Below are 23,909 nucleotides of genomic sequence, written 5' to 3' on the forward strand. Positions count from 1 at the left end.
TATGAAGGGGATTCGGATTGAGGCTTATCAAAATTTAGTGAACTATAAGAAGCCAACGAGTTTTCAATTAAAAGAATCGTATCCATTACCCCCATACTCGACTGTCATTGGCATGGTGCATGCGGCATGTGGCTTTACAAGCTATGTGCCAATGCAGGTGAGCATTCAGGGGAAATATCATTCAAAGGTCAATGATTTATGGACACGCTATGAGTTTGCGGGGAGTTCCTATGAGCAAGGACGTCACCAATTAAAGATCGAATTATCAGATGGTAAAGCACACGGGATTACACGAGGCGTTTCTACAACAGAGCTATTAGTCGATGTTGAGCTCATTTTGCATGTTGTGCCAGAGGACGAGCAGTATATTCCAATAATTGTCGAGGCACTAAAATCACCTGAGGAATATTTGTCTTTAGGTAGACGTGAGGATTTATTACAGGTGAATTTGGTGAAAGAGGTGGAGATAACATCAGAAAGAACAAAGCGACGGCAGCCAGTTCCTTACGATATATTTATGCCACATGCAATTGCGGAAGAGAAAGGTATCTATAAAAAGAATGGAACATCATATCGTTTAAATAAGACCTATGAGTTAATTGAAATTGCTAAAGGAAAGCAAATTCGCCAATGGGAAAAAGTGAATGTATTCCACGTTCCTGCGACATTAACAAATATAATGTATGGGCGTAAAGAATTAGAGTTTGACGAAGATGGTTTTACTGTATTGTTAGCATAAGAATGGAGAAGAATCTCCATTCTTTTTTGTAAAGGAGGATAGTATATGTTCAAAACATTATTAGCAAAATCAGCAAAAAAAGACAAGCCCGCACAAACAATTGCGGAGCATACAAGTGAGCTGATTAAACAATGGGATTTATTTTGTAAAATATACCCTCGTGCATTGTCCGAGAAAGATAAGGAAATTTTATTACTCGCAGTAAAGTATCATGATGTAGGAAAAGCAAACACTAAATTTCAAAATAAAGTACGTGATATAACAGAAAGGATTAAAGACTTGCTCCCTGAAATTGCTGAAATCCCTCATGGCTATTTAAGTTGTGCATTCATACCAATAGATGATTTATTGGAACAATATAGTGAAGAAGAGGTTACTATATTGATTTTAGCTGTTTATTATCATCATGAACGTGCAGAACAAAATTTTGATGATAGCCCTGAAGAGCTCGAAAAGGAATTAGAGCAATATATCCCGATGTTGATTAAGGATTTTGACACATTTAATACAACAAAGGATATCGTTATTCGTGAAGAGCCTGTATTTGATTATGAGGAATTCACTGAACGCGAGTATCTCGAAAATAGTAACCACCTCTACCATTTCGTACGAATCAAAGGGTTGTTAAACAAAATAGACTATGCAGCGAGTGGGGGCTATGAGGTTGAAATCCCACCTGGTAATTTGCCGAAAAAGATGGAAAAATATTTTGATGATAATAACCATACAAGGAATGAGCTACAGGAACATTTATATGCTCATCAACAGAAGAACCACATCGTTATTGCTTCGACAGGAATTGGAAAAACAGAAGCAGCTCTTTGGTGGCTCGGCGATGATAAAGGCATTTTCACACTACCACTAAAAGTGTCTATCAATGCGATTTATGACCGATTAATTGAGAAGATTGGCTGTGAGAAAAAGAATACAGGGTTACTTCACAGTGATATGCATGCGGAGTATGTGAAACGTGCAGATGACCAAGACTTAGATTTAATCACCGTCACACATGCCAAAAATTTATCAATGCCATTAACTGTAACGACTATTGACCAAATTATTGATTTTGTCGGTTTGTATCCAGGTTTTGAAATAAAGCTTGCTACATTGTCCTACAGTAAACTGATTATTGATGAAATTCAAATGTATAGTCCACGATTAGCTGCCTTTATTGTACTAGGGCTGAAATATATTACGGATATGGGTGGCAAGTTTTTAATTATGACGGCGACATTACCACCAATTTTTGTAGAAGCGTTGGAGGAGTTAAAAGTCCCGTTTGTTAAGCCAGAAAAACCATTTTTAAAATATAATAAAAATAATGAAATGATCAAACGCCACTATATGCAAATTGTCGAAAGGGATTTAACAATTGAGGAAATTGTTAAGCATTCATTGAATCGAAAAGTGCTGATTATTGTCAATACCGTTATGAAGGCACAGCAACTATATCAGGAGTTTCGACATGCCAAAATAAAAGCCTCTTTATTACACAGTCGCTTTATAAGCAAACATCGTCAGAAAAAAGAAAAAGAAATTTTGAGATTGGGAGATAGAGATTGCTCTGATACAGGTATATGGATTACGACACAGCTAGTAGAAGCCAGTGTTGATATTGATTTTGATATTTTGTTTACAGAGCTTTCAGATGCATCAGGATTATTTCAGCGAATGGGGCGTATTTATCGTGAACGGGATTACGTAGAAAATAGCCCGAATATTTATGTGTTTACAGGGGATGAGCTGCCATCGGGGATTGCCAATCATACCAAATCAGTTGTAGATTATGATATTTATATGCAATCAAAGAAAGTGCTATTGCAATATAACAATCAATTGATTGATGAGCAAACCAAAATGGATATTGTTGAGCAAGTGTATAACAGAGAAGCGCTAGGTGAAGAGTGCAAATATATGAAAATATTCGATGAAACATTAAAGTGGTATAAAGATTTAATCCCCTATCAAGAAGAGCAAAAGCCAACACTGCGCGATATTCAAAATCAATTAGTGATCCCTTATACAGTATATAAAGATAATGAAACTGAAATAGAAGATATAAAAGATAGACTGTCAGAAAAATTACAATTGGAAGAACGAACTAATGCATTAATCAAGCTACAAAAATTTACTGTACCCATTGCGACTTGGGCATACGAAAATGCTAGGAAACGAAAAAATGGAGAGATTTTTTCAACCATTAAAGTTGATTGCTATACAGAATATCCGATTATCACTTATAAATATACAGAGGAACTTGGTTTAATTTTTGAACATGATTACGATGCGCTGTTCCAATAACCATTCATGAAGGGGTGAAAGCATATGCAATTTGAAGATTTGAAGGCAACTGGCTTGCAAGTTCAATATTTAAAAGTATGCGAACGGAAGTTATGGTTACATGCCCATCAGCTCGGCTTTGAGGAGGAAGATGATCGTGTACAACAAGGGAAAGTGCTGCACGACACGTCCTATCAGCGTCAAAAATCGAAGGAAGTATTAATTGATAATTTGATTCGTATTGATATGATGGACAAGCATTATGTCGGAGAAGTGAAATCAAGCAGTAAAATGGAAGAGGCAGATAGGGCACAGCTTCTATACTATTTATTTGTTTTAGAACAAATGGGGATTTATCGAAAGGGGAAAATACACTATCCGAAAGAAAAGCGGGTAGACGAAATTGAATTAACAGATAAAAATCGAGAAGAAATTCCACAATGGTTAGCTCAAATTCAACAAATTATTCAGCTAGACAAGCCACCAAAGAAGAAAAAATTTAGGTATTGTACTAAATGTGCTTATTATTCTTTCTGTTGGGTAGGTGAAGAGGAATGAAAAATGTCTATTTATTTAATAATGGAAGAATCCAGAGAAAAGATTCTACGATTTCTTTAGTGCTAGAGGATGGCACAAAAAAAGCATTACCAATCGAAAATACAGAAAACCTTCATGTATTTGCGGAGATGGACTTTAATACCTCTTTCTTTAACTTGATGAATCAAAAAGATGTTAACATTCATTTTTATAATTACTATGGCTACTATTCTGGTAGCTATACACCTCGAAGAAAAAAAGTGGCGGGCTTTCTTGATGTCCAGCAGGCTGCACATGTGCTTGATTTGGATAAACGATTATATATCGCACAGCAGTTTATCTATAGTGGCGTTCACCATATATTGCGCAATGTTCGGCGATACAAAGAGGAAGTCGAGCCATTCATCAATGAAATTGAGCAATTAAAGAGCCAAGTCGCTGAGGCTTGTGACATCCAAACTTTAATGGGAATTGAGGGGAAAATTCGCTTTACTTATTACCAATGCTTTAATTCGGTTATTAAAAATCCTGATTTCCAATTTACAAAACGAGAAAAACGTCCACCAACCAACCCTATCAATGCACTTATTTCATTTGGTAATAGTTTGATGTATACAGCTGTACTATCTGAAATGTATAAAACACAACTTAATCCAACAATTAGCTATTTGCATGAGCCAGGTTCACGAAGATATTCGTTGTCACTAGACTTAGCAGAAATTTTCAAACCATTAATAATGGATAATTTGATTTTTATGTTAATTAATAAAAAGATGATTCGTGCGGAACATTTTGAATATGTTGAAGAGCATATTTGCCTGTTAAATGAAATGGGGCGTAAAATTTTTATCGCCGAATTTGAAAAACGCATGAACACAACAGTTAAACATCGAAAATTAAACAGACAAACGTCATATCGTTTTTTAATTCGATTAGAATGTTATAAGCTCATTAAGCATCTAATTGGAGATGAAGATTATAAAGCATTGAAGGCGTGGTGGTAGGATGTATGTACTAATCGCTTATGATGTGGATGTAAAGCGTGTAGGAAAAGTTCATAAAGTCTTGAAAAAGTATTTAACATGGACACAAAATTCCTTATTTGAAGGCGAAATTACAGAAGGGCTTTTAAAGCAATGCTTAGCTGAGCTCGCCACAAAAGCCAATCCCAATGTCGATTCTATTTATGTCTATCGAATTGCTAATCCAAAAAATATGAAAAAAACGGTCTACGGTGTAGAAAAAGATTTTGAAAGCATGTTTTTATAGAGAGTGCATAAGACATAGAGAATCTATTGGATTCAACCGATGCTTATCAAAGTGGAATCCAATAGATTCTCTTTTTTAGAAGATTGCAGTGAATCATTTTTTAACACAAAACCACTTCAAAGCACACCATATCTAGCTTTACGGCACATTAATGTCAAGGACGAATTTTTCAATTACCGATTGACTGCAAATTACTTAAATTCACGGCTACCCCCACCCCGCCAAACCATTGAAAAATAAGGGTTTTTTCATTATGATTAAGGTGGGTTTTCTATTAACTATGTGGAATGTAAATGGTAAAGTAAATCACGCAAAATGGCGCAAGAGTCATAGTTTTCTATTAACTATGTGGAATGTAAATTTTTTTTTGGGAACGCAAAAAAGCGCGTGCATCGTAGTTTTCTATTAACTATGTGGAATGTAAATAAATTCGTGCCCGTCAGGTCTGTCATAAAATTCTGTGTTTTCTATTAACTATGTGGAATGTAAATCTTCCTCAACTGTGGAGGGCAACGAGGAATTAATGCGTTTTCTATTAACTATGTGGAATGTAAATATTGCTACTGATAGTTGATATGCAGGATCAGATTCCGTTTTCTATTAACTATGTGGAATGTAAATGTTTATCTAAAGGAGTGCAATCGCACACCTGAAACAGTTTTCTATTAACTATGTGGAATGTAAATGTCGGTCTTGTTCATTGGCTGTATCAGCCATTTGGCGTTTTCTATTAACTATGTGGAATGTAAATCATTATTATGCATAACCGTACTCGGCGTGAGAAATGTTTTCTATTAACTATGTGGAATGTAAATCCTACGTCCGCGACTGTCGATAATCGCAACGTCTGTGTTTTCTATTAACTATGTGGAATGTAAATGCGGTAAAGATAAGGACGGAGAAAGCGAAGGCGACCGCGTTTTCTATTAACTATGTGGAATGTAAATTGGGATAAAGCCTGGAAGTGGCATAAAGACCAATCGCGTTTTCTATTAACTATGTGGAATGTAAATTTTCGAATCGTTCAACATCTAGCCCAAGCGCACGGCGTTTTCTATTAACTATGTGGAATGTAAATTTTGCTCGATGAATTGCGCTGCTAATTCTGCGCCTGTTTTCTATTAACTATGTGGAATGTAAATTTCTATTACAGGAAAGATGGTTTAGGAAATGTTTGGGTTTTCTATTAACTATGTGGAATGTAAATTGTAATGGCTCGATAATATCTAGTATTGGAAATTCGTTTTCTATTAACTATGTGGAATGTAAATCGTACGTTGCTTTGTCGCAAGCTTCATACGGTGCTGTTTTCTATTAACTATGTGGAATGTAAATTTTCGTTTAAATACGAGAACTGGCGCGCTAGTAATCGTTTTCTATTAACTATGTGGAATGTAAATAAAGCAAAGGAGAAAACTCATAACATTCCGTGGGGGTTTTCTATTAACTATGTGGAATGTAAATTGTAATAGGTTGGATCCACTACAACGAAATCTGCGTGTTTTCTATTAACTATGTGGAATGTAAATTTCGTCACGCGGTAATTAATAATCGTATGCAAGTCGGTTTTCTATTAACTATGTGGAATGTAAATTCGACCGGCATTGTTTCCGAATGTCTTGCCGATACAGTTTTCTATTAACTATGTGGAATGTAAATCACCATTAGGATTACTACCTGAGTTGCCCGCACGCCCGTTTTCTATTAACTATGTGGAATGTAAATAATCAAAAAGGTTGGTATGCTACTGATTCGGATTTAGGTTTTCTATTAACTATGTGGAATGTAAATACTTAGCACTCGCAGAGTTAGCGCGTGACTTTAGCGGTTTTCTATTAACTATGTGGAATGTAAATTATTATCCTTTGGCGTAATTCTATTAGATTGCGATTGTTTTCTATTAACTATGTGGAATGTAAATTTAGTCATTCCTTGTATGATACGGTTGCAGAACCAGTTTTCTATTAACTATGTGGAATGTAAATAATACAGAAAAACAAGCAGATGAATTTTGGGAAAAGTTTTCTATTAACTATGTGGAATGTAAATCGGCAACGGTGAAAGGCTCAAGTCAAAACGTTCATAAGTTTTCTATTAACTATGTGGAATGTAAATCTTGATGTTTTATCAGTAACCGCACCTGTCGTTGAGTTTTCTATTAACTATGTGGAATGTAAATCTCGTTTGAGTGACTTAATTGTTTATTGAATTTCTACGTTTTCTATTAACTATGTGGAATGTAAATATTTTTATGATAAAAAAGGCGAAGCGGGCTATATAGTTTTCTATTAACTATGTGGAATGTAAATGTAACAGTAATCCAAGCGCGATACCGCAACTCTTTGCGTTTTCTATTAACTATGTGGAATGTAAATATTACTTCCAAAATGTTAACATACCCCCCTATCCAGTTTTCTATTAACTATGTGGAATGTAAATCTAGGCAACGTAACCGTTAAAAAGTCCAATCCGTTTGTTTTCTATTAACTATATATACGGTGAAAGAAAATTAGAGTTTCAAGCACAGCCTATTCACCGTATTTTCAGGTGTTTGATTAATCATTTGGATAAAGCCTTGGACAGCACGTTGAATCTTTCCGACATTTGAGTAAAAGACATTGTGGATCACCGTTGTCTTCATCCATTTCCACAGTCCTTCGATTAAATTTAAATTGGGACTGTACGGCGGAAGGAACAGAAATTCAAAGAAATCTTGATACTTTTCTAAAAATGGTTGAATCAATTTCGCATGGTGTATGCGCGCATTGTCTAATACCATCACGATGCGTTCATTCGGATAACGAGCGATGACTTTTTCTAAAAAACTTAGGAATTCAACAGCGGTATATTGTTCTTCTTGCACGCAAAATACATCGCCCGTTTCGTAATCCAATGTACCAATTAGCTTAACCCCTTGATGTCGGCCATATGTTGGAATGATTTTTTGTTGACCTTTAAGAAACCACGTGTTGGAAATCGCTTGGTAATCACGGATCATTGACTCGTCTTCAAATAAAATACGATCAATTTGACCATGAATTAGTTTTTTTTCGCCTGTTCAAATTTTTCAAGGAAAACTGCTTGTTTGAGGGGGTCTGCTTTTTCCAATGTATACGTTGGTTTCGTATAACTTAAACCAAGACGGTACAATAAATCACGTGTCCCACGTACAGAAAAAGACACACCAAATGTTCGCTCAATCCAATCGCGAAGAAGAGGCGCTGTCCAGTTCATTTCAACGGGAAAACCAGCATCTTTAGGCGTTTGGTTGACAATTGTCGCGACGACTCGTGCTTCTTGTTCAGCCGTTAAATGACGCTTTCGACCAGGTTGTTTTTTACGTCCAAGTCCAGCGATCCCTTTTTCACAATAAGCTTTGCGATAATTGAACAGCGTCGCTAAAGAAAGACCTGTATAGTCGACAATTTTTTCATACGATTCGCCGGAAAGTAACATATAAATCACTTGGTAGCGAACGAACATTTTATGATTGTTTTCTTCTTTCATGACAAGCTTTAATTCTTCTAAAGCAGCAGGAATTTGTTCTTCAGGAATTAGGACAATTTTACGCATCATTTTTCTCCGTTTCATATCTATTAAGAATAGTATACAGGAAAACGAAGAAAAAGAGTGTAAGTCTAAAAGTTAATCACCTTATATATATGTGGAATGTAAATACATTTATTGAAACGTGACCACTTGAAACCGTTTGAGTTTTCTATTAACTATGTGGAATGTAAATTTTTATCTTCATATTTATCGAACATTCCTAAACATTCGTTTTCTATTAACTATGTGGAATGTAAATCAATGCTATCAGCGTTATCCTTATCAATTAAGCTAGGTTTTCTATTAACTATGTGGAATGTAAATTTTAGGTAGCTCTTTTTATTGTGTTGATAAGATATGTTTTCTATTAACTATGTGGAATGTAAATCTAGTTACATTCGCTGAAAAGTGTATTAAGACAAATGTTTTCTATTAACTATGTGGAATGTAAATCTAAATTCTGCACCTTTACTCATGTCATCATTATCAGTTTTCTATTAACTATGTGGAATGTAAATAATCTTTTAGCTGTTTCGTCGATTAATGCGTTACGCGTTTTCTATTAACTATGTGGAATGTAAATATTTTTGCTCAACTTCATCTTCCGATTGTCCTAATTGTTTTCTATTAACTATGTGGAATGTAAATGCCTGAACCGCAGCCTGATCGTTCTTTATTGTAATTCGTTTTCTATTAACTATGTGGAATGTAAATGTGTCATTCAGTAACTCATTTCCTCTATCCATCATCCGTTTTCTATTAACTATGTGGAATGTAAATAATCAGAATTTAGACTTAAATACTGGTTCAATCATGTTTTCTATTAACTATGTGGAATGTAAATTCTTTTAATACTTCCACTGTTGATTTATGCCCTAGGTTTTCTATTAACTATGTGGAATGTAAATTGTTCTTACCTACTAAAATATTCTCAATGCTATAAGGTTTTCTATTAACTATGTGGAATGTAAATCTTAAAGATGACTTAGCATCACTTGCAGATGTAATTCGTTTTCTATTAACTATGTGGAATGTAAATCTTTTAATTTATGGAAAGCCACCCTTGTCCTAGAACGTTTTCTATTAACTATGTGGAATGTAAATTTTTCAATCTATTGACACATCATTATCATCAAGTGCAGTTTTCTATTAACTATGTGGAATGTAAATATAAATTATTTTTTTCAAATGCAGAAAGAGTATCAGTTTTCTATTAACTATGTGGAATGTAAATGATACTTATTGGTTACTTGTGCTGAATCATCCAAAGGTTTTCTATTAACTATGTGGAATGTAAATTCTTTGGGCTTGATTCATATAAAAATAATCTACATAGTTTTCTATTAACTATGTGGAATGTAAATGACAACATATGTGTCTGCCACTCCATATTCGCATAGGTTTTCTATTAACTATGTGGAATGTAAATCAAAATCGTGAGCGCTACTTCATGGTAGGGATACGCGTTTTCTATTAACTATGTGGAATGTAAATCATTAACAAAAATAGACAAGTTTTAGGGTTGGAACCAGTTTTCTATTAACTATGTGGAATGTAAATCGCTTAGGCTTATCTGTAGCATCTGCGCCCGGTACGTTTTCTATTAACTATGTGGAATGTAAATTTTGAAAAACAACTTAATGAATATTTACGCATGGAGTTTTCTATTAACTATGTGGAATGTAAATTTTAATCGAAATGCTTGGCATTGTGGGGACGGTGGAGTTTTCTATTAACTATGTGGAATGTAAATAGCGTAATACTTGCGGGTATGCCTGTTTCTTTTTGTGTTTTCTATTAACTATGTGGAATGTAAATAATTGAGTTTCGCTTTCTTTAATACTCAGGTTCAATGTTTTCTATTAACTATGTGGAATGTAAATTAAGCATCTTTTAAGCGTTGTGCATTTCCAGTATCAGTTTTCTATTAACTATGTGGAATGTAAATCGAATATCACATTGTGGAAGGCAAATGCATATGCCGTTTTCTATTAACTATGTGGAATGTAAATCCTTTCTGAATCTATAATAACATTGTTTCGGAAGTGTTTTCTATTAACTATGTAGAATGTAATAGCGAGGCGGCAATTATTGTGTTTGAAGCTTCCAACGGTTTTAAAGGAAATGTAAATGCCAACGGGCGACACAGCGATGGTTATTGGTATGTGGTTTTCAATTATCCAAGTGGAATGTAAATCATTGAATAATTATCAGTGTGTTCGGTATATAAATAGGGTATGACTATTTTTATGCTGAAGGAGCGTGTGTATGGCAACACTTGTGGTGAAGAGGAGCATTATGCATCGGTATCAGAGTATCGGGCAGGCGATTGAAGAGGCAGCGCCGGGCGATACGATTGAAATTCGGGATGGTATTTATGAGGAAAGCTTGGATATTGCGAAGCGGCTGACGTTTTATGGGGTAGGCAATGTGACGATTAAAGGTGGCGTGTTTATTCGCTATCAAACACATGTCAGTATGCGTAATTTGCGTTTTCGTCAGGGGCAGGGTATCTATGTTAAAGGCGATTTACAGCTAGAAAATTGTGTGATTGAGGAGCAATTGATTCGCACACAAATTATGGTTAGCTATGGCAGCTTGTTAATGCGAAATTGTGCTGTGCTGGCAACACCGCTTAATCATTTTGGGCTAAAGGTGGCAAATGGCTCAAGCGTGATCTTGGTCGATACAACCTTTGAGCATCATGAGAAGGCACAGATTATTGCGCAAAACTGTGAGCTGACCTTAACGAATTGTATGCTGCTGGAGGGGAAAAAGCATGGAATTTTTGCGATACGTCATGTTCAGCTAACAATGAATGAATGTGAGCTTCATGGGCATCAGCAGGCACAGGTTATGGCAGCCTCCAGCCAGCTTACTATCACCAATAGTCTAATTCATCAAGGGCAAGGAGTGGGGATACAGCTTTTTGATAGTGCCACCTTGCGAATGGATGGCTGTGAGCTAAAGGAGCATCTTGACACCACGCTCATGGTGCATCGCAGTGAGCTGATGTTATCGGATTGTACATTTGCGGATGGGCAGGGGCACGGGCTATACCTTGGCGAAAAGGCAGAGGCAAAGCTTTATGATTGTCAGTTTTACCGTCATGTAAAGGCACAAATATTGGTGGAAAATAGTCAGGCTGAGCTGCGGAAATGTCGCGTGCAAAATGGCATGGCAGTGGGTGTGATGATTGTGGAGGAGTCGGATGTGACGATGACGGAATGCCAAATTCAACATCATCAGCAATTCCATATCATTGTGGATGCAAGCGGGCTTCAGCTACAGCGATCCACCCTACAATTTGGACAGTCAGGTGGTATTTATGGCAATGAGCATGCTAAAATTACCTTGCAGCATACCGTGATGCGTGAGCTGAAAAGTCATCATGTTTACATTAATCAGGCACGCTTATTTACACAGCATTGCACCTTTGAGCAAATGCAAGAAAATGGGATTACGTGTATTGATGCTATTTTTGAGGTAGCCCATAGCCATTTCAAAAACGGGATAACAAGCCCCTATGCCATTGTCTGGTCTGATCGCTCAATGGGGCGAATTGAATATTGCCAGGTGGATCAGGCAGCACGTCCATTTTTAGCCTTGTCGAATCAATCATTATTGGAAATGCGCCATACGGATGTTCATGCGCTGAAAATACCCGCGGTTGTGCAGGAGCGTAGTCAATTATATGTGCAGGGCTGTGACAATACGGCGACATGGCAAAAGGATACAACCTCTCGTATAACAACAAAATATGTGCAATAAAAAGTAGTTTCAAATTTGAAATTACTTTTTTTATGGATATAATAGACGAAAAATACTAAAATTCGACATAGAATGGTATAGACAGCCTATTTAAAATGTAGGTAATATTCCGAAATATTATAAGAAAGTCAAAAAAATTATAATACAAATAATAAAATTTTTTAATGAATGTAAAAATTTTATTAAATAAACCTCCACCATCGATTGATTATTTTCCATGTTTTAGCCTATAATTAGTAAAAATGGTTCATAATTAAGGTGTTGTTTCGTTCGTTAAAAAGTATATGTCATGATTTTACAATAATAAACAACAAGAGAGGATGCGGTGACAAAATATGTTTGGGCTGACAAAAGAAGAAATTATGCTGCTATTGGAGGAAAGTGATTTAGCAGAAAAGCAAAAAAGTATCATTGCTGATATTTTTCATCTTAATAATATGCGCATCGAACAGCAGCTTGCATTTATCGTGCATGTAATTATGGAAGAACGCGAACAAAATATTTCTAATAATACATATTTAAATTAAATCTAGACATAATGAAAAATCACAAATGTGTCCATGTAAACATTTGTGATTTTTTGCTGTATAACGAAACAAAATTCCTGTAAAAACGTACAAACTAGTAAGGGCTGATTGGCAAAAAAATGCATATCTCACATTACTTTTTAAAGCGAGGGAATTTTATCATGTCATTATTACAAACATTTATTGAGCAGGCAAAAACCCCCACTGGCAAGGTAGGTGCATGGATGCTGCGTATCATGAATCGGGCACATCAAGGTATGTATGCTTGGTTTATGAGGCAGGGGGCAATCAATAATGGTGATTGTGTATTAGATATTGGCTGTGGTGGAGGGAGGATGCTGCAAATTTTATCGAACCTAAACCCAAATGGTATAATTTATGGGATTGATATTTCCGAGCAGGCTGTCAAGGAATCGCTAAGGCTGAACAGGGGGAATGAACGTATTATCGTGACAAAGGCATGTGCGTCCCATATCCCATATCAGGATCACTTTTTCGATACAATTACAGCGATTCAAACACATTATTTTTGGCCGTCACTCGAGCAAGCAATGAAAGAAATTAAGCGCGTGCTGAAAAATGGCGGGAAATTGATTGTAATGGCAGAGCATTATAAAATGCAAACGCATATGGAAGTCTATCAAACACCTGATGCTGTCAAGCAATTATTGGAGCAACTAGGCTTTCGAACCGTATATATTACTGAAAAAGCTAGTAAAGGATGGCTATGTATTACAGCCATTAAATAATGGGAGGAATCACAATGACAAGATGTGCATGGGTAAAGCTGGATGAGCCATTATATGTCGAATACCACGATAAGGAATGGGGTGTGCCTGTTTATGATGACCAGCAGCTATTTGAAATGCTTTGCTTAGAGGGGGCACAGGCTGGCTTAAGCTGGTGGACAATTTTACAAAAGCGTGAGGGCTACCGAGAGGCCTTTGACCAATTTGATGCTGAAAAGGTTGTTAACTATACAGAGGATAAGCTCGCAGCATTACAGCAGGATACACGCATTGTCCGCAATAAATTAAAAATTGCGAGCGTGGTGTCAAATGCTAAAGCCTTTTTACATATACAAGAAAAGCATGGCTCTTTCTCCGATTATATTTGGGCATTTGTTGAGCATCAGCCGATAATTAATGAATGGTCATCCATTGTGGAAGTGCCTGCTACCACAGCACTTAGCGAGCGTATGAGTAAGCAGCTAAAGAAGGATGGCTTTAAATTTGTGGGGAGCACTATTTGCTATTCATTTATGCAGGCTGTAGGGATGGTAAACGATCATACAATGGATTGCTGCTGCCGTCGCACGGAGGCTACAGATGACCATTAAGAGCATCCAGACACAGCTTGCTAAGCAGGCGACGATTTTTCAAACAGGTGGTATACGACCAACACACCAGCTCTTGGAAAGCTGGCTTGGCTATGTCGGTTGGTCCTTACCAGAGGAGCAGCAGCCAGCAGCGTTTCAGCCGCTTGCCACCTTCTTTTTAAAGGATTTACCCTATCGCCCTCAAGCGTTACAGTCACTGGAATTAATAACGCTATTTGTGCATAAGGATATTGTTGATTATTTAGTGGAGGATGATTTAAGCGCTTATTTTGTGATTCGTGCATATCCAGCATTGGATGGCTTAGTGAGGCGTGAATGGCAGCACCCCGCTATCCGTGCCTTTCCACTTGTACCGCAAAAAGTGACAAATGATTATCCAGTATGGGGTGGAGGCGGTATACCATCACAGCTGGAGGATAAGATTTTACAACTGGAGCAGGAGGGCAAGCTCGATTATTTTGATGATATTGTCGAGTCGCTCTATCCACTGCATAAAATCGGTGGCTATCCAACCTTCTGCCAAAGTGGCTATGATTTTGGTGAGGATTATCCGTTTGTGCTGCAGGTTGCCTCAGATGCTAAGGCAAATTTCAATATTGTTGATCATGGCAATTTTTATTTTTTCTACAATCCAAACAAGCGGCTGTGGCGTGTGCATTGCGATTTTTACTAGAACTAGCGCTGTTTGGAGCGACAAGGAACAGGGTATAGAGCAGTAGCGTTCATAATTTTAGAGCGATTAGCATAAATAACAAAGTGCTCTTTTCACAAGAAGTATGAACGTAGAAGAAAGGTTGATAGAATGACACATCAAGTAACTGCTTTAAATTATGTAAATGGCAATGCTACAGGCGTGGATGGTATTTTGCAAAATGTAGCATTTATTTTATCGACATTTGCCCTACCTTGTTATAGCATGAGAAAAATTAATACTAAACGCCTCATTGAATGTATTCAGCGCTTTGAGCCAAGAGCCATTGTGGTGGAGGTTGCTTATTTGGGTGACATGTATAGAGGAAAGCTAGAGCCGACTGTAAAAGTAATTGTCAATGAATCTTAAAAAGGAAATGGAGCGTATGGATGAAGAAGATGATGCAAGGCTTCTTCCTGCTGTTATGCTTATTGATGGTTATCTTTGTGTGGACGGGACAGCAACAGCCAACAGCCGCACCGAAAAATACACACACATCTGCTCTCTATGCCGAGGAGCTAAGTAAAAAATTACAGGCAACCAATTTTACCCAGCAAGTGATAGAGGCATTGCGAGAAGCGGGCTATTCTCCTGACAGTACGATTGGCTATTTAATTGATTCACCAAACTATCAAATTATTACAATTCAACTGCACGATGGCGCAGAAATTGATAAAAGCACGGAAGGCAAAATTCAATCCATTATTAATAAACTAACAGCTACACATCACATGCATCCATTTATTGTGAATATAGAATTACTAGAAATCAATTAAACAACGGGGCTGTGTAAAAAGGGATCATCTTTTTGCACAGCCTCTTTCCAAGAGGTGGCAATCATGAATATTTTAATAGTAGGGGCTACAGGACGTGTTGGCAGGCAGCTTGTCACACGAGCCTTAAAGGAGCAGCACCATGTCACAGCCCTTGTGCGTAACCCAAGCCAGATGCCAGTCCATCATCCACAGTTACGCATTGTTCAAGGCAATGTATTAGATAAACAGGCACTTGAGCAGGCGATGCTGCACATAGATGTAGTGGTAAGCGCACTTAATACCGATGGCAGCACAACACTATCCGCCAGCATCCCACTTATTCTAGAGGCAATGACTGAGCATAATGTGACACGCATTATTACAATTGGTACAGCAGGCATATTGCAAAGCCGTGTAACACCAACGCTGCTGCGCTATCAATCCAGTGAATCAAAGCGCAAATCTACCTTTGCCGCGCAGGAGCATCAATATGTGTTTGAGCAATTACAGCAATCAACAATGAATTGGACAATTGTTTGCCCCACTTATTTACCTGATGGCGACCTCACAGGTAGCTACCGCGTTGAACGCAACTTTTTGCCAGAGGGCGGCACACATATTTCAGTCGCCGACACAGCCGACTTTGCCTACGAGCAAATTTTTAGTAAGAAATTCCTTAATACGCGTGTAGGTATTGCGTATTAAAAAGAAGGGGATATGGCAATTATGTGAACTTAATTACCTAATTTAAACACTATATTCATAAGAGTGAAAAATATATAGAAATTTTCCTTTTTATAGAAGGTTTGCTATACTTTACGTTGAATATAGTATGTAGAGGTGATTGTATGGACAAAGAGATCATAAATAATTGCCAATATCCTCACCACCTAACAAGTCACCATGAAAATGACACAACAGAGTTATATACGATAAAAATTACAAAGGAGCATGTGGATCGGTTAATTGAGGATATTGATCAAACATTAAAGGCGTCAACGTGACGTCTTTTTTTTCTGGAAAAAAGGCCACTTTCTCTATTGGAAAGTGACCTCAAAACAGGAGTGTTTCAGTAAAGCTAGATTCACTTTACATTACTATATATATGACAATATAGTTTATTACGCTAGCCATTTGTCTACAGGCTAGATAAAAATTTCTTATTGATTCTATTAAGCTTTTATGTACAGCTACTAGTCCCTTTGACATGAAAAGGAGTAATTCAGTGCCAAGTAATCTCTAATAATGGTTGGCTGTCCTCCATGTTCCAGACATAGCTTGCTAGCAATTTGTATTTCCTTTTGATTGTAGTACGATTGCATCCCAATTAAAAACATGCCAGACAGTATCAATAAAGCACCGATTGCGATGCCCCGCTTCAATCACCTTACCTCCCTTATCCTTAAAATCCTTACACTCCTATTCTATGTTTCACTATAAAAGCAATATGTTTGATTGACAAAATGTATACCTTTGTATACAATTATCTTAATTAATGTATGCGTATGTATACAAAAGGAGGAGTTTTATAATGAGAGGCGAAGGATTTAGAGAAGGGCATCATCGCAGAGGTCGTCATCGAGGCATGGAGGGCGGCGCTCCACAACGCGGTGCTAAAACATTCCGTCGTGGCAAAGCAATTACTTTTTTAGAAATGCTGCATGTCAAGCGTGCCACAATTAAACAGCAATTAGAGCAACCAGAGTTTCAAGCCATTCAGCAGCTTCTAGTCGGTGAATTAAAAGCCATTGATATGGTTATTCAGGAATTTAGCCAGCTCTTTGATATTCAAGAAAATGAAATCGAAGAACAGCAAGCACATGAACCAACCGAATAATGTTCTATCCGTCAATTCGAGCATCCTATCCGCCAGTTCAAGCGTTCTATCCACTTAAAGAAAGAATTTTGTGGTAGAATAAGGGTATAACGGGAGGAGATGGCTATGAAATATGCAGTGATTGGCACGATTGTGGCGGTGTTAAGTGTTGTCGTTTCGATGATGCTATTGGGTGCAGAAAGAGCTTATTTTCTGCCAGGTATACTAGGCTTTATATTCCTTGCCGTATCGATGCTCTTGTCTGGTACGCTAGTAAGCGGAGATCGAATGCGTGCGAACTTTGCCACAGAAACAACAGCAAGCCGATATACACGTCATGGCGTGATGACAAGTGCATTACTGCTTGCTATGCCGAATCTTATCGTTGCTATAATTGCGTATACGCTCTATCCATGAAAATCATGTAAAAGGGTCACATCTAACTAGGTGTGTCCTTTTTAGTTGCATTTACTAACAATAAGTACATTTGCAATAGAGAGGTGGTACAATGCAACTAACAGATGGCACATGGCTATTTGATACAGAGGCGATTGATGAAGCAGCGAAAAAAGTACAGCGTGATGAGCAGGAGCGGGAAATGCTTAATGCGTTTGCACGCTATGCCTATACGCGCTATAAGCAAATTCGAGATAAGGTCAATCCGCGGAAATGCAAATATATGTTTATCCATCAAGTACGCCAGCAATTAGCCTCACCCGCTAGATTACAGCGTGTTTGTAGGCTATTAACGATGACGGAGGAAGAAGTTTTATATATTGTGGAATTTGTACGCAAATATTTAAAGTACGTGAAATAAAGGTGATTATTTTTCAACGACCCACGCTTATAGTATGATAGATGTGGATAAAGGAGTGTGAGCCGTTGAGAATACTAAAATTTCTAGTTGTTTTGGTGATTTTTCTTGGTATTGCTGGCTATGGCGTACTTCATTTCGGTACAAAATTTGCCTCTGAAAAAATCGTGGATACGCTCTCAACAGAATTAGAGAATAGCGGGCAAATGGAAGAGATTAAGCAAACGATTGAAAATGATCCAGAGCTAAAGGCATTTATGGAGGAGGCTCAAACGGTCGATAGCAGCACATTGCCATTTACGACAAAGGAAGAGGCAACGAAGGTCTTAATTCAAAAGGTAGGCATTACAGAGCTAAATGATATTCGTGTGAAATTGCAGGATGGCTCGATGACCAAAGAGGAAGCGCTGCAGCAAGTACAAGGAAAATTATCAGCAGAAGAAATCGCTGCGTTAAAAGTGATTGTCTATAAGGAACTTTATGAGTAAGGACATACTGCCAAGGTATGTCTTTTTTTATGCCCTTAAAATGTCCTTTTTCCTGCATTTTTTTGTATATAACAAATAAAGCGGAAAGAGGGAATGGCGATGGCTATTTATCGAGTGCCGAAAAAGGGCAATTTTGTTGTGTTAGATAAGGGCTTTTTAAATGATCCACGCTTAAGCTGGAAGGCAAAGGGGCTGCTTGCGTATATGCTGTCATTGCCCGATGATTGGTCATTTTGCATGGCAGATTTAGCAACGCGCAGTAAATGCGGACGGGAGGCAACCACCAATATTGTGAAAGAGCTTATGCAGGCAGGCTATTTGCAAAAGGAGCAGTCAAGGACGGCGAAGGGAAAGTTTAGCAGGGTGGAGCTTTTTGTGTTTGAAGCACCGCCTCATGCTGCCATTCCGTTAACGGGAAAACCATCCACGGCATTACCACCAATGGAAAAGCCGCCACTACTAAATAATCAATTACTAACTAACCAGTTACTAAAAAAGATAGATAATCAGCAAGCACCTACTGCTGTTTATCAATTTTATGAGCAGCAGGGCTTTGGCTTTCGTTCAGCCCATATTACAACCCAAATGCATCACTGGCTAACGATTTTTTCAGAGGAGATCATGATCTATGCGATGCAGCTTGCTGTGGAAAATAATGTGCTACGCTGGCGCTATGTCGAAAAAATTTTGCAAAACTGGCATGCGAAAAAGCTAAAAAATATGGCGGACATTCAAGCAGATAGACAGCAATTTCAAGCATCTAGGAGAGGGCAAAGGCGTGAGGTGGTGCCAGAGTGGTTTTACCAGCGTCATCAGCAGCAGGAGGAACAGCCATCCACCATTGATTTTGCAGCAGAGCGTCAAAAAATATTGGCGATGCTAGAGGATGTAAAAGAAAGGAGCGAAAGCACAATTAACTAGAAAATATAGATTTACGTGCATTTATTAAAAGTAAGTGAATAGCTTTGTATTCACGAAAAATAAAGGAAAGGAGGGACGGAGATTGAGCTATATTATTGAAAAGCAGTTGATGTCTGGCTTGCCGAATCTACCGCTCACCGCGATTAAATATATTGTCGCCCATGAATCAGGCAATCCTAGTAATACAGGGCCAAATGCATTAGAAAATGAGATTGCGTATATGAGGCGCAATAAAGCGAATGCCTTTGTGTCCCACTGGGTTGGCGATGGTGGGCGGATTGTCCAAGTCGCACCTGTTAATCGCGTGCAATATGGCTGTGGTCCAAAGGGAAATCCTTATAGCTATGCACAGGTGGAACTGGCACGAACATCTGACAAGGAGCAGTTTCAAAAGGATTATGCGGCATATATTTGGCTCTTACGCAAGCTGGCGATAGAGGCAGGCGTTCCGACGATATTAGATGGCAATGGGAATGGCATTAAATCACATCGCTGGATTACTGACAATTTAGGTGGTACAACGCACCGTGATCCATTTAGTTACTTAGGGAGCATGGGGATTTCTGAGGCGCAGTTCCGACAAGATATTCAATATGGACTTGAGGGGGGATTAACATTGTCACAGTACAATGAGCTAAAGCAGGAAATCGCAGCCTTAAAAAGCTTACTTGTAGAAAAAGCGAGCATCCAGTCAAATCAAAATGTAGGTGCATCGCATAAAGAGGCATGGGAATGGGCAGTGAAGGAAGGATTGATTCGAGGAGATGGTAGTAAAAATATGAATCCAGCAGGCGTGTTAACGCGCGAACAAATGGCAACGATTCTTAAACGTTATTACGATAAATTTATTGCCGATTAATCGAAGAAGGATAAAGCTTGTTAGAATCGTAAGCTTTATCCTTTTTTTAATAAATAAAGGTCTTTGAAAATTTTTGTCGAATAAGGTATAAGAGAGGAGATGTTTCGATGTTAACCAAAATTAAAAAGGTAAAGTTGGAACAAGCAAGAAAAAAACCATTATATCAAGTTGTGATGGAGTGTCCCAATGGCAAACAGCTTTATGTAAAGTTTGATTACACGTATGCAACAAAAAATTTCTGGCCGCTAAAGGTGAATTATAATCGCAAAAACTACGGAGCTAAGCTAGCATGGTATACCAATGAAGTTGAAAATATGACAGTCGCCCTATTTTTAGAAACAATCGCGCAAAAAATTAATAAGCAATACCAATTTGACTTAAAGCAGCATCCATAAAAGGACGCTGCTTTTTTTGATCGCGGGTAAGGCTATTTTGTTGCAATATGAACTGTTAATGTTGCTTCATCAAATGTGACATTTGCACCGAGTGCTTGGCTGACAAAGCGTAGTGGCACCATTGTTGTTCCTTGATAAATTTCAGCAGGATGATTAAGTGTAATGGTAGATGTTGCGCCATTTGTATCAACATATGCGACTTTATTGCCAACGCCAATGACAATTTTTTTATTGTCCTTGATGGCAGTTACTTTTTTTGTTGCATTTTCATAAGAAACTGTTGCGCCAAGTGATTGAAAAATAGCTTTCATTGGTACTAATGTTGTGCCATTTTTCATATAAGCGCCAGGTGCATAGTTTTGCTTTGTGTTATTTAGGTAAACGGCAACCTTTGTAAGTGCTGGAGCTGGCGTCGCCTTTGGTGGCTGCGGATTGTGGCTATGACTATTTCCAGCATCACCGTTATGGTAATGGTAGCCAGAGCAAAGCCCCTTTGCCTTGGATTTGTCGGAGCAGTTGTGACCGCCATTGCTGTCTAAACGTCCTGGATGCGCCTCAGCAATAGAGGCTGTTGTCAAAAATACTGTAAGCATTGCCATCAATAAAACCAATTTTTTCATAGTTATCCTCCAATTTTTAAAATATGTAAGCATTATACTATTAAAAAATGGAATTTGATATATTTTTATTGTAAATAAATGAATATGCAGCTATCTAGACAATAAATTGATTGTCAATGGTTTGTTGGAATAGCCGCTGAAGCACCGTGGCAAAGGCTGCGACAATGCTTGTTGCCAAAATGCTGATAAGCGCCAGCATCACAATAGCTGTCATATCTTCTTTGCCATAAAAGACAATGAGCGATGTCACAATGCCTGCTACAAGAAGTAGCACGATGCTGAGTGCACAATGTTTAATTTTGACTAAAGCCTTTATAGAGGAGGCAGAAAATGTTTGATTGCGACTAATATTTGTGAATAGCAGATAGACTTGATACAGTGCTATCAAAAATGGCACACAGAGCATATATGCATACAGTAAAAAAAGATAGGATATATAGGTTGTATCAGGATGTGCTGCGGCATCTTTCCTTGCTATTTCTGGTAATCCAAATAGCGCTACAGCCAAAGCAGCCACACCTAGCATGATCACAACACCCTTTAAGAACAGAAGCGCTCCTTGTTGACGTTTCATCATAACACCTCGTTTATTTTGTGATAGATTGATTTTAAAACAAAATTTATCGTTTATCAATAAAAAAATATTGCAAAACAAAAAGGCATCAATCCATTACGGATCAATGCCTGTCGTTTAACATCTTACATATTTGCGTTTAAAGCCAACTCTGCCTCGTTCTATATCCTTTTGAATCGTTTCATAGGCATGGAGAGTGGCATTTTTTTTATTGTCACGCTTCATTTCCACTGGTCCGATTGCTTGTGCTGTTGCGACAGCCTGCTTATGAAGCGGCACATAGGAAATAGCAACCGTATAGAGGAACGTATTCATGGCTGACTGTGTACGTGGAGGCGCCTCAGTAATCGTATTTTTCACCGTTTCCAGCATAGCGGCAAGCTTGCTTTCGGAAAATTCATGGTCTTTGCGATTGCCAATTAGCCAGCAGTAGCAGCTCCAGCCCGCTGACATGCGCAGCTCATCACCGCTTGCAATCCATGCATCCGCAACCTCCTGTGCAATAGGTGCTTCCGCCAATGTAACGGCTACCACATAGTCCGACAGCATATAAAAATAAGCCCCGTCCATCCAACGGTCAAAATCTGCCGCTGTCATTGCCTTCGGGTCTGCAATTACCCCTGCAAAGTACATAGCATCATAATTGCCTGTTGCATAAAGCTCCTCTGCTAAAGCTTGATTAATCTTTATTTGCTTTGCGAGAGGCTTCATTGCACCTGTTGCTACACCAAATAATGGCTCCTGCGCCCATTTGATAGATACATTTTTTTCGTGCGCTCCTTGCCCAGAGCCTCTAGCTCCTGCATCACTGTTGCTGCGTCCATTGATTCACACATCCTTTTTATTATTACTACTAATTATCCTATAAGAAGTACCTATTTGTCATGGCTTGCGCTTTATTTGAATAGTAAGCTTATGGTAGTGTTAGAGAAAAAGCAGAAGGAGTGATAGTATGACAATTCCATCAATTACATTAAATGATGGGCTACAAATTCCGAGTATAGGACTCGGCACATATGCATTAAATGGCGCACAAGGTGTAGCGGCTATCCAAAGTGCCTTAGACAATGGCTATCGCCTGCTTGATACGGCCTTTAATTATGAAAATGAAGGAGCAGTTGGTGAGGCGATTCGCAGAAGCTCTGTTGCTAGAGAGGAAATTATTGTAACATCTAAGCTGCCTGGCAGACATCATCGCTATGATCGGGCATTAAAAACCATTCAGGAATCATTGTATCGCTTACATGTCGATTATGTAGATATGTATTTAATTCATTGGCCAAATCCAAAGCAGGATTTGTATGTCGAGGCTTGGCAAGCATTGATTGACGCCAAAAAATGGGGCTTAGTGCGCTCCATCGGCGTCTGTAATTTTAATGCGGAGCATATTGATCGTTTAGTACAGGAAACAGGTGTCGCCCCAAGCATCAATCAAATTGAATTACATCCGCGCTTTTCGCAGGTCGAGCAGCTTGCCTATAACCAATCACACGGCATTGTGACAGAGGCATGGAGCCCGCTGGAGCGCTCAGGCACTGTGCTACAAGACGAAAAACTACTCCAGCTTGCCCATCAACACGGCAAAACACCTGGTCAAATTATTTTACGCTGGCATATTCAACTAGGCACTGTGCCATTACCAAAATCAGCTTCACCAAAACGCCAGCTTGAAAATCTCCAAGTTTTTGATTTTGCATTAAATGAACAGGAGATGCAAGTAATCTCCTCCCTGACAAGCGCAGCAGGTCGCATTAACAATCAAGACCCTGCCGAATACGAGGAGTTTTAAAAACAGCCTTCTCACTCAATAGCTTTGAGTGGGGAGGCTGCTTACTTAATATTATCTATATAATAATATATTCAGAAAATAAAATATATTTTAAATATTATATATCAACACTTTTGTTTTTTTAGAAAATACAGTTGTATTATTGTGATATACATTGTATGATTATTTTACAATAA

Annotated in this window: 26 protein-coding genes, 1 pseudogene and 2 CRISPR repeat arrays; of the genes and pseudogenes, 22 read left to right on the plus strand and 5 right to left on the minus strand. The window is 38.1% G+C overall.

Annotation, left to right across the window (positions count from 1 at the left end):
* Position 1: 1 nt before the first annotated feature.
* From cas5b to cas2, 5 genes are read left to right on the plus strand one after another with little or no spacing between them, the layout of a single operon-like run.
* A complete protein-coding gene (cas5b, locus tag MHB42_RS08950; RefSeq protein ID WP_340805577.1) occupies positions 2–739 on the plus strand; it encodes a type I-B CRISPR-associated protein Cas5b in 738 nt (245 codons plus the stop codon).
* A 45-nt stretch (positions 740–784) separates the two neighbouring features.
* Positions 785–3,040: a CRISPR-associated helicase Cas3' gene (gene cas3 / locus MHB42_RS08955; RefSeq protein WP_340805578.1), complete on the plus strand. Its 2,256-nt coding sequence runs from the start codon at positions 785–787 to the stop codon at positions 3,038–3,040.
* A gap of 24 nt (positions 3,041–3,064) precedes the next feature.
* Positions 3,065–3,577, plus strand: coding sequence for a CRISPR-associated protein Cas4 (cas4, locus tag MHB42_RS08960; RefSeq protein WP_340805579.1), 513 nt, complete (start codon positions 3,065–3,067; stop codon positions 3,575–3,577).
* The gene (cas1b, locus tag MHB42_RS08965) at positions 3,574–4,560 is read left to right on the plus strand and encodes a type I-B CRISPR-associated endonuclease Cas1b (RefSeq protein WP_340805580.1); all 987 of its coding nucleotides are present in this window, start codon (positions 3,574–3,576) and stop codon (positions 4,558–4,560) included. Before cas4 ends, cas1b begins: the two co-directional genes overlap by 4 nt.
* A 1-nt stretch (position 4,561) precedes the next feature.
* Positions 4,562–4,825: a CRISPR-associated endonuclease Cas2 gene (cas2, locus tag MHB42_RS08970; RefSeq protein ID WP_340805581.1), complete on the plus strand. Its 264-nt coding sequence runs from the start codon at positions 4,562–4,564 to the stop codon at positions 4,823–4,825.
* 266 nt (positions 4,826–5,091) lie between these two features.
* A CRISPR array of direct repeats spans positions 5,092–7,265; the repeat unit is 29 nt; unit sequence GTTTTCTATTAACTATGTGGAATGTAAAT.
* Positions 7,266–7,334: 69 nt separating this feature from the next.
* Here the strand turns inward: cas2 and MHB42_RS08975 are convergent.
* Positions 7,335–8,398, minus strand: a protein-coding gene (locus MHB42_RS08975) for an IS630 family transposase (RefSeq protein ID WP_340808510.1) whose coding sequence is annotated in 2 segments (ribosomal slippage) — positions 7,335–7,874 and positions 7,877–8,398 — 1,062 coding nt in all. Because the reading frame shifts where the segments join, the coding sequence is not laid out codon by codon here.
* 140 nt (positions 8,399–8,538) lie between these two features.
* Positions 8,539–10,450: direct repeats of the CRISPR family, unit length 29 nt; unit sequence GTTTTCTATTAACTATGTGGAATGTAAAT.
* A gap of 222 nt (positions 10,451–10,672) precedes the next feature.
* On the opposite strand from MHB42_RS08975, the gene MHB42_RS08980 reads away from it, so the two are divergent.
* The 9 genes from MHB42_RS08980 (at position 10,673) to MHB42_RS09020 (ending at position 16,461) form a co-directional block, all read left to right on the plus strand.
* Positions 10,673–12,145, plus strand: coding sequence for a right-handed parallel beta-helix repeat-containing protein (locus MHB42_RS08980; protein WP_340805582.1), 1,473 nt, complete (start codon positions 10,673–10,675; stop codon positions 12,143–12,145).
* Positions 12,146–12,480: 335 nt separating this feature from the next.
* On the plus strand, positions 12,481–12,672 hold the full coding sequence (locus tag MHB42_RS08985) for a hypothetical protein (RefSeq protein WP_340805583.1): 192 nt from the start codon (positions 12,481–12,483) through the stop codon (positions 12,670–12,672).
* A 161-nt stretch (positions 12,673–12,833) separates the two neighbouring features.
* Entirely contained in the window at positions 12,834–13,421 is a 588-nt protein-coding gene (locus MHB42_RS08990) for a class I SAM-dependent methyltransferase (protein ID WP_340805584.1), read from the plus strand.
* Positions 13,422–13,435: 14 nt separating this feature from the next.
* Positions 13,436–14,011, plus strand: a complete 576-nt coding sequence (locus MHB42_RS08995) for a DNA-3-methyladenine glycosylase I (RefSeq protein ID WP_340805585.1) — start codon at positions 13,436–13,438, stop codon at positions 14,009–14,011.
* Positions 14,001–14,684, plus strand: coding sequence for a DUF1963 domain-containing protein (locus tag MHB42_RS09000; RefSeq protein ID WP_340805587.1), 684 nt, complete (start codon positions 14,001–14,003; stop codon positions 14,682–14,684). Before MHB42_RS08995 ends, MHB42_RS09000 begins: the two co-directional genes overlap by 11 nt.
* Positions 14,685–14,813: 129 nt before the next feature.
* Positions 14,814–15,071 (plus strand): hypothetical protein, encoded by a 258-nt coding sequence (locus MHB42_RS09005; RefSeq protein ID WP_340805588.1) that lies wholly within the window; start codon positions 14,814–14,816, stop codon positions 15,069–15,071.
* Positions 15,072–15,091: 20 nt separating this feature from the next.
* Complete coding sequence (locus tag MHB42_RS09010; protein ID WP_340805589.1) at positions 15,092–15,478, plus strand: hypothetical protein; 387 nt, start codon at positions 15,092–15,094, stop codon at positions 15,476–15,478.
* Between the two features lie 63 nt (positions 15,479–15,541).
* A complete protein-coding gene (locus MHB42_RS09015; RefSeq protein WP_340805590.1) occupies positions 15,542–16,162 on the plus strand; it encodes an NAD(P)-dependent oxidoreductase in 621 nt (206 codons plus the stop codon).
* 143 nt (positions 16,163–16,305) lie between these two features.
* Complete coding sequence (locus MHB42_RS09020) at positions 16,306–16,461, plus strand: hypothetical protein (RefSeq protein ID WP_340805591.1); 156 nt, start codon at positions 16,306–16,308, stop codon at positions 16,459–16,461.
* A gap of 189 nt (positions 16,462–16,650) precedes the next feature.
* On the opposite strand, the gene MHB42_RS09025 is transcribed toward MHB42_RS09020, so the two are convergent.
* On the minus strand, positions 16,651–16,839 hold the full coding sequence (locus tag MHB42_RS09025) for a hypothetical protein (RefSeq protein ID WP_340805592.1): 189 nt from the start codon (positions 16,837–16,839) through the stop codon (positions 16,651–16,653).
* A gap of 149 nt (positions 16,840–16,988) precedes the next feature.
* Here MHB42_RS09025 and MHB42_RS09030 point away from each other — a divergent pair, with 149 nt between their 5' ends.
* The 7 genes from MHB42_RS09030 (at position 16,989) to MHB42_RS09060 (ending at position 20,750) form a co-directional block, all read left to right on the plus strand.
* Positions 16,989–17,294 (plus strand): hypothetical protein, encoded by a 306-nt coding sequence (locus tag MHB42_RS09030; protein WP_340805593.1) that lies wholly within the window; start codon positions 16,989–16,991, stop codon positions 17,292–17,294.
* 105 nt (positions 17,295–17,399) lie between these two features.
* Positions 17,400–17,690 carry a DUF5316 domain-containing protein gene (locus tag MHB42_RS09035; protein WP_340805594.1) on the plus strand — a complete coding sequence of 97 codons (291 nt, stop codon included), beginning with the start codon at positions 17,400–17,402 and terminating at the stop codon, positions 17,688–17,690.
* 91 nt (positions 17,691–17,781) lie between these two features.
* A complete protein-coding gene (locus tag MHB42_RS09040) occupies positions 17,782–18,090 on the plus strand; it encodes a hypothetical protein (protein ID WP_340805595.1) in 309 nt (102 codons plus the stop codon).
* 65 nt (positions 18,091–18,155) lie between these two features.
* Positions 18,156–18,575, plus strand: coding sequence for a hypothetical protein (locus MHB42_RS09045; RefSeq protein WP_340805597.1), 420 nt, complete (start codon positions 18,156–18,158; stop codon positions 18,573–18,575).
* A 99-nt stretch (positions 18,576–18,674) separates the two neighbouring features.
* Positions 18,675–19,496, plus strand: a complete 822-nt coding sequence (locus MHB42_RS09050) for a DnaD domain protein (RefSeq protein WP_340805599.1) — start codon at positions 18,675–18,677, stop codon at positions 19,494–19,496.
* Positions 19,497–19,578: 82 nt separating this feature from the next.
* A complete protein-coding gene (locus MHB42_RS09055) occupies positions 19,579–20,355 on the plus strand; it encodes an N-acetylmuramoyl-L-alanine amidase (protein WP_340805601.1) in 777 nt (258 codons plus the stop codon).
* 107 nt (positions 20,356–20,462) lie between these two features.
* Entirely contained in the window at positions 20,463–20,750 is a 288-nt protein-coding gene (locus MHB42_RS09060; protein ID WP_340805602.1) for a hypothetical protein, read from the plus strand.
* A gap of 32 nt (positions 20,751–20,782) precedes the next feature.
* Here MHB42_RS09060 and MHB42_RS09065 read toward each other — a convergent pair whose 3' ends face one another.
* The 3 genes and pseudogenes from MHB42_RS09065 to MHB42_RS09075 all read right to left on the minus strand — a co-directional run bounded on the left by MHB42_RS09065 (position 20,783) and on the right by MHB42_RS09075 (position 22,768).
* The gene (locus tag MHB42_RS09065) at positions 20,783–21,370 is read right to left on the minus strand and encodes a copper amine oxidase N-terminal domain-containing protein (RefSeq protein ID WP_340805603.1); all 588 of its coding nucleotides are present in this window, start codon (positions 21,368–21,370) and stop codon (positions 20,783–20,785) included.
* 94 nt (positions 21,371–21,464) lie between these two features.
* Positions 21,465–21,947, minus strand: a complete 483-nt coding sequence (locus MHB42_RS09070; RefSeq protein ID WP_340805604.1) for a DUF2975 domain-containing protein — start codon at positions 21,945–21,947, stop codon at positions 21,465–21,467.
* Between the two features lie 114 nt (positions 21,948–22,061).
* Positions 22,062–22,768 (minus strand): annotated as a pseudogene (locus MHB42_RS09075) (DNA alkylation repair protein).
* Between the two features lie 128 nt (positions 22,769–22,896).
* On the opposite strand from MHB42_RS09075, the gene MHB42_RS09080 reads away from it, so the two are divergent.
* Positions 22,897–23,733 (plus strand): aldo/keto reductase, encoded by an 837-nt coding sequence (locus MHB42_RS09080; RefSeq protein WP_340805606.1) that lies wholly within the window; start codon positions 22,897–22,899, stop codon positions 23,731–23,733.
* Positions 23,734–23,909: the final 176 nt, after the last annotated feature.

The organism is Lysinibacillus sp. FSL K6-0232 (assembly GCF_038008325.1).
Taxonomy (GTDB): domain Bacteria; phylum Bacillota; class Bacilli; order Bacillales_A; family Planococcaceae; genus Lysinibacillus.

What these genes read in the sequence shown, in the direction of transcription:
- MHB42_RS09020 (WP_340805591.1), top strand. Translation starts at nt 16,306, where the DNA reads ATGGACAAAGAGATCATAAATAATTGCCAATATCCTCACCACCTAACA.
- cas4 (WP_340805579.1), top strand. Translation starts at nt 3,065, where the DNA reads ATGCAATTTGAAGATTTGAAGGCAACTGGCTTGCAAGTTCAATATTTA.
- cas1b (WP_340805580.1), top strand. Translation starts at nt 3,574, where the DNA reads ATGAAAAATGTCTATTTATTTAATAATGGAAGAATCCAGAGAAAAGAT.
- MHB42_RS09005 (WP_340805588.1), top strand. Translation starts at nt 14,814, where the DNA reads ATGACACATCAAGTAACTGCTTTAAATTATGTAAATGGCAATGCTACA.
- MHB42_RS09015 (WP_340805590.1), top strand. Translation starts at nt 15,542, where the DNA reads ATGAATATTTTAATAGTAGGGGCTACAGGACGTGTTGGCAGGCAGCTT.
- MHB42_RS08985 (WP_340805583.1), top strand. Translation starts at nt 12,481, where the DNA reads ATGTTTGGGCTGACAAAAGAAGAAATTATGCTGCTATTGGAGGAAAGT.
- MHB42_RS09040 (WP_340805595.1), top strand. Translation starts at nt 17,782, where the DNA reads ATGCAACTAACAGATGGCACATGGCTATTTGATACAGAGGCGATTGAT.
- MHB42_RS09035 (WP_340805594.1), top strand. Translation starts at nt 17,400, where the DNA reads ATGAAATATGCAGTGATTGGCACGATTGTGGCGGTGTTAAGTGTTGTC.
- MHB42_RS09065 (WP_340805603.1), bottom strand. Translation starts at nt 21,370, where the DNA reads ATGAAAAAATTGGTTTTATTGATGGCAATGCTTACAGTATTTTTGACA.
- cas2 (WP_340805581.1), top strand. Translation starts at nt 4,562, where the DNA reads ATGTATGTACTAATCGCTTATGATGTGGATGTAAAGCGTGTAGGAAAA.
- MHB42_RS09010 (WP_340805589.1), top strand. Translation starts at nt 15,092, where the DNA reads ATGAAGAAGATGATGCAAGGCTTCTTCCTGCTGTTATGCTTATTGATG.
- MHB42_RS08990 (WP_340805584.1), top strand. Translation starts at nt 12,834, where the DNA reads ATGTCATTATTACAAACATTTATTGAGCAGGCAAAAACCCCCACTGGC.
- MHB42_RS08995 (WP_340805585.1), top strand. Translation starts at nt 13,436, where the DNA reads ATGACAAGATGTGCATGGGTAAAGCTGGATGAGCCATTATATGTCGAA.
- cas5b (WP_340805577.1), top strand. Translation starts at nt 2, where the DNA reads ATGAAGGGGATTCGGATTGAGGCTTATCAAAATTTAGTGAACTATAAG.
- MHB42_RS08980 (WP_340805582.1), top strand. Translation starts at nt 10,673, where the DNA reads ATGCATCGGTATCAGAGTATCGGGCAGGCGATTGAAGAGGCAGCGCCG.
- MHB42_RS09000 (WP_340805587.1), top strand. Translation starts at nt 14,001, where the DNA reads ATGACCATTAAGAGCATCCAGACACAGCTTGCTAAGCAGGCGACGATT.
- MHB42_RS09030 (WP_340805593.1), top strand. Translation starts at nt 16,989, where the DNA reads ATGAGAGGCGAAGGATTTAGAGAAGGGCATCATCGCAGAGGTCGTCAT.
- cas3 (WP_340805578.1), top strand. Translation starts at nt 785, where the DNA reads ATGTTCAAAACATTATTAGCAAAATCAGCAAAAAAAGACAAGCCCGCA.
- MHB42_RS09050 (WP_340805599.1), top strand. Translation starts at nt 18,675, where the DNA reads ATGGCTATTTATCGAGTGCCGAAAAAGGGCAATTTTGTTGTGTTAGAT.
- MHB42_RS09080 (WP_340805606.1), top strand. Translation starts at nt 22,897, where the DNA reads ATGACAATTCCATCAATTACATTAAATGATGGGCTACAAATTCCGAGT.
- MHB42_RS09060 (WP_340805602.1), top strand. Translation starts at nt 20,463, where the DNA reads ATGTTAACCAAAATTAAAAAGGTAAAGTTGGAACAAGCAAGAAAAAAA.
- MHB42_RS09070 (WP_340805604.1), bottom strand. Translation starts at nt 21,947, where the DNA reads ATGATGAAACGTCAACAAGGAGCGCTTCTGTTCTTAAAGGGTGTTGTG.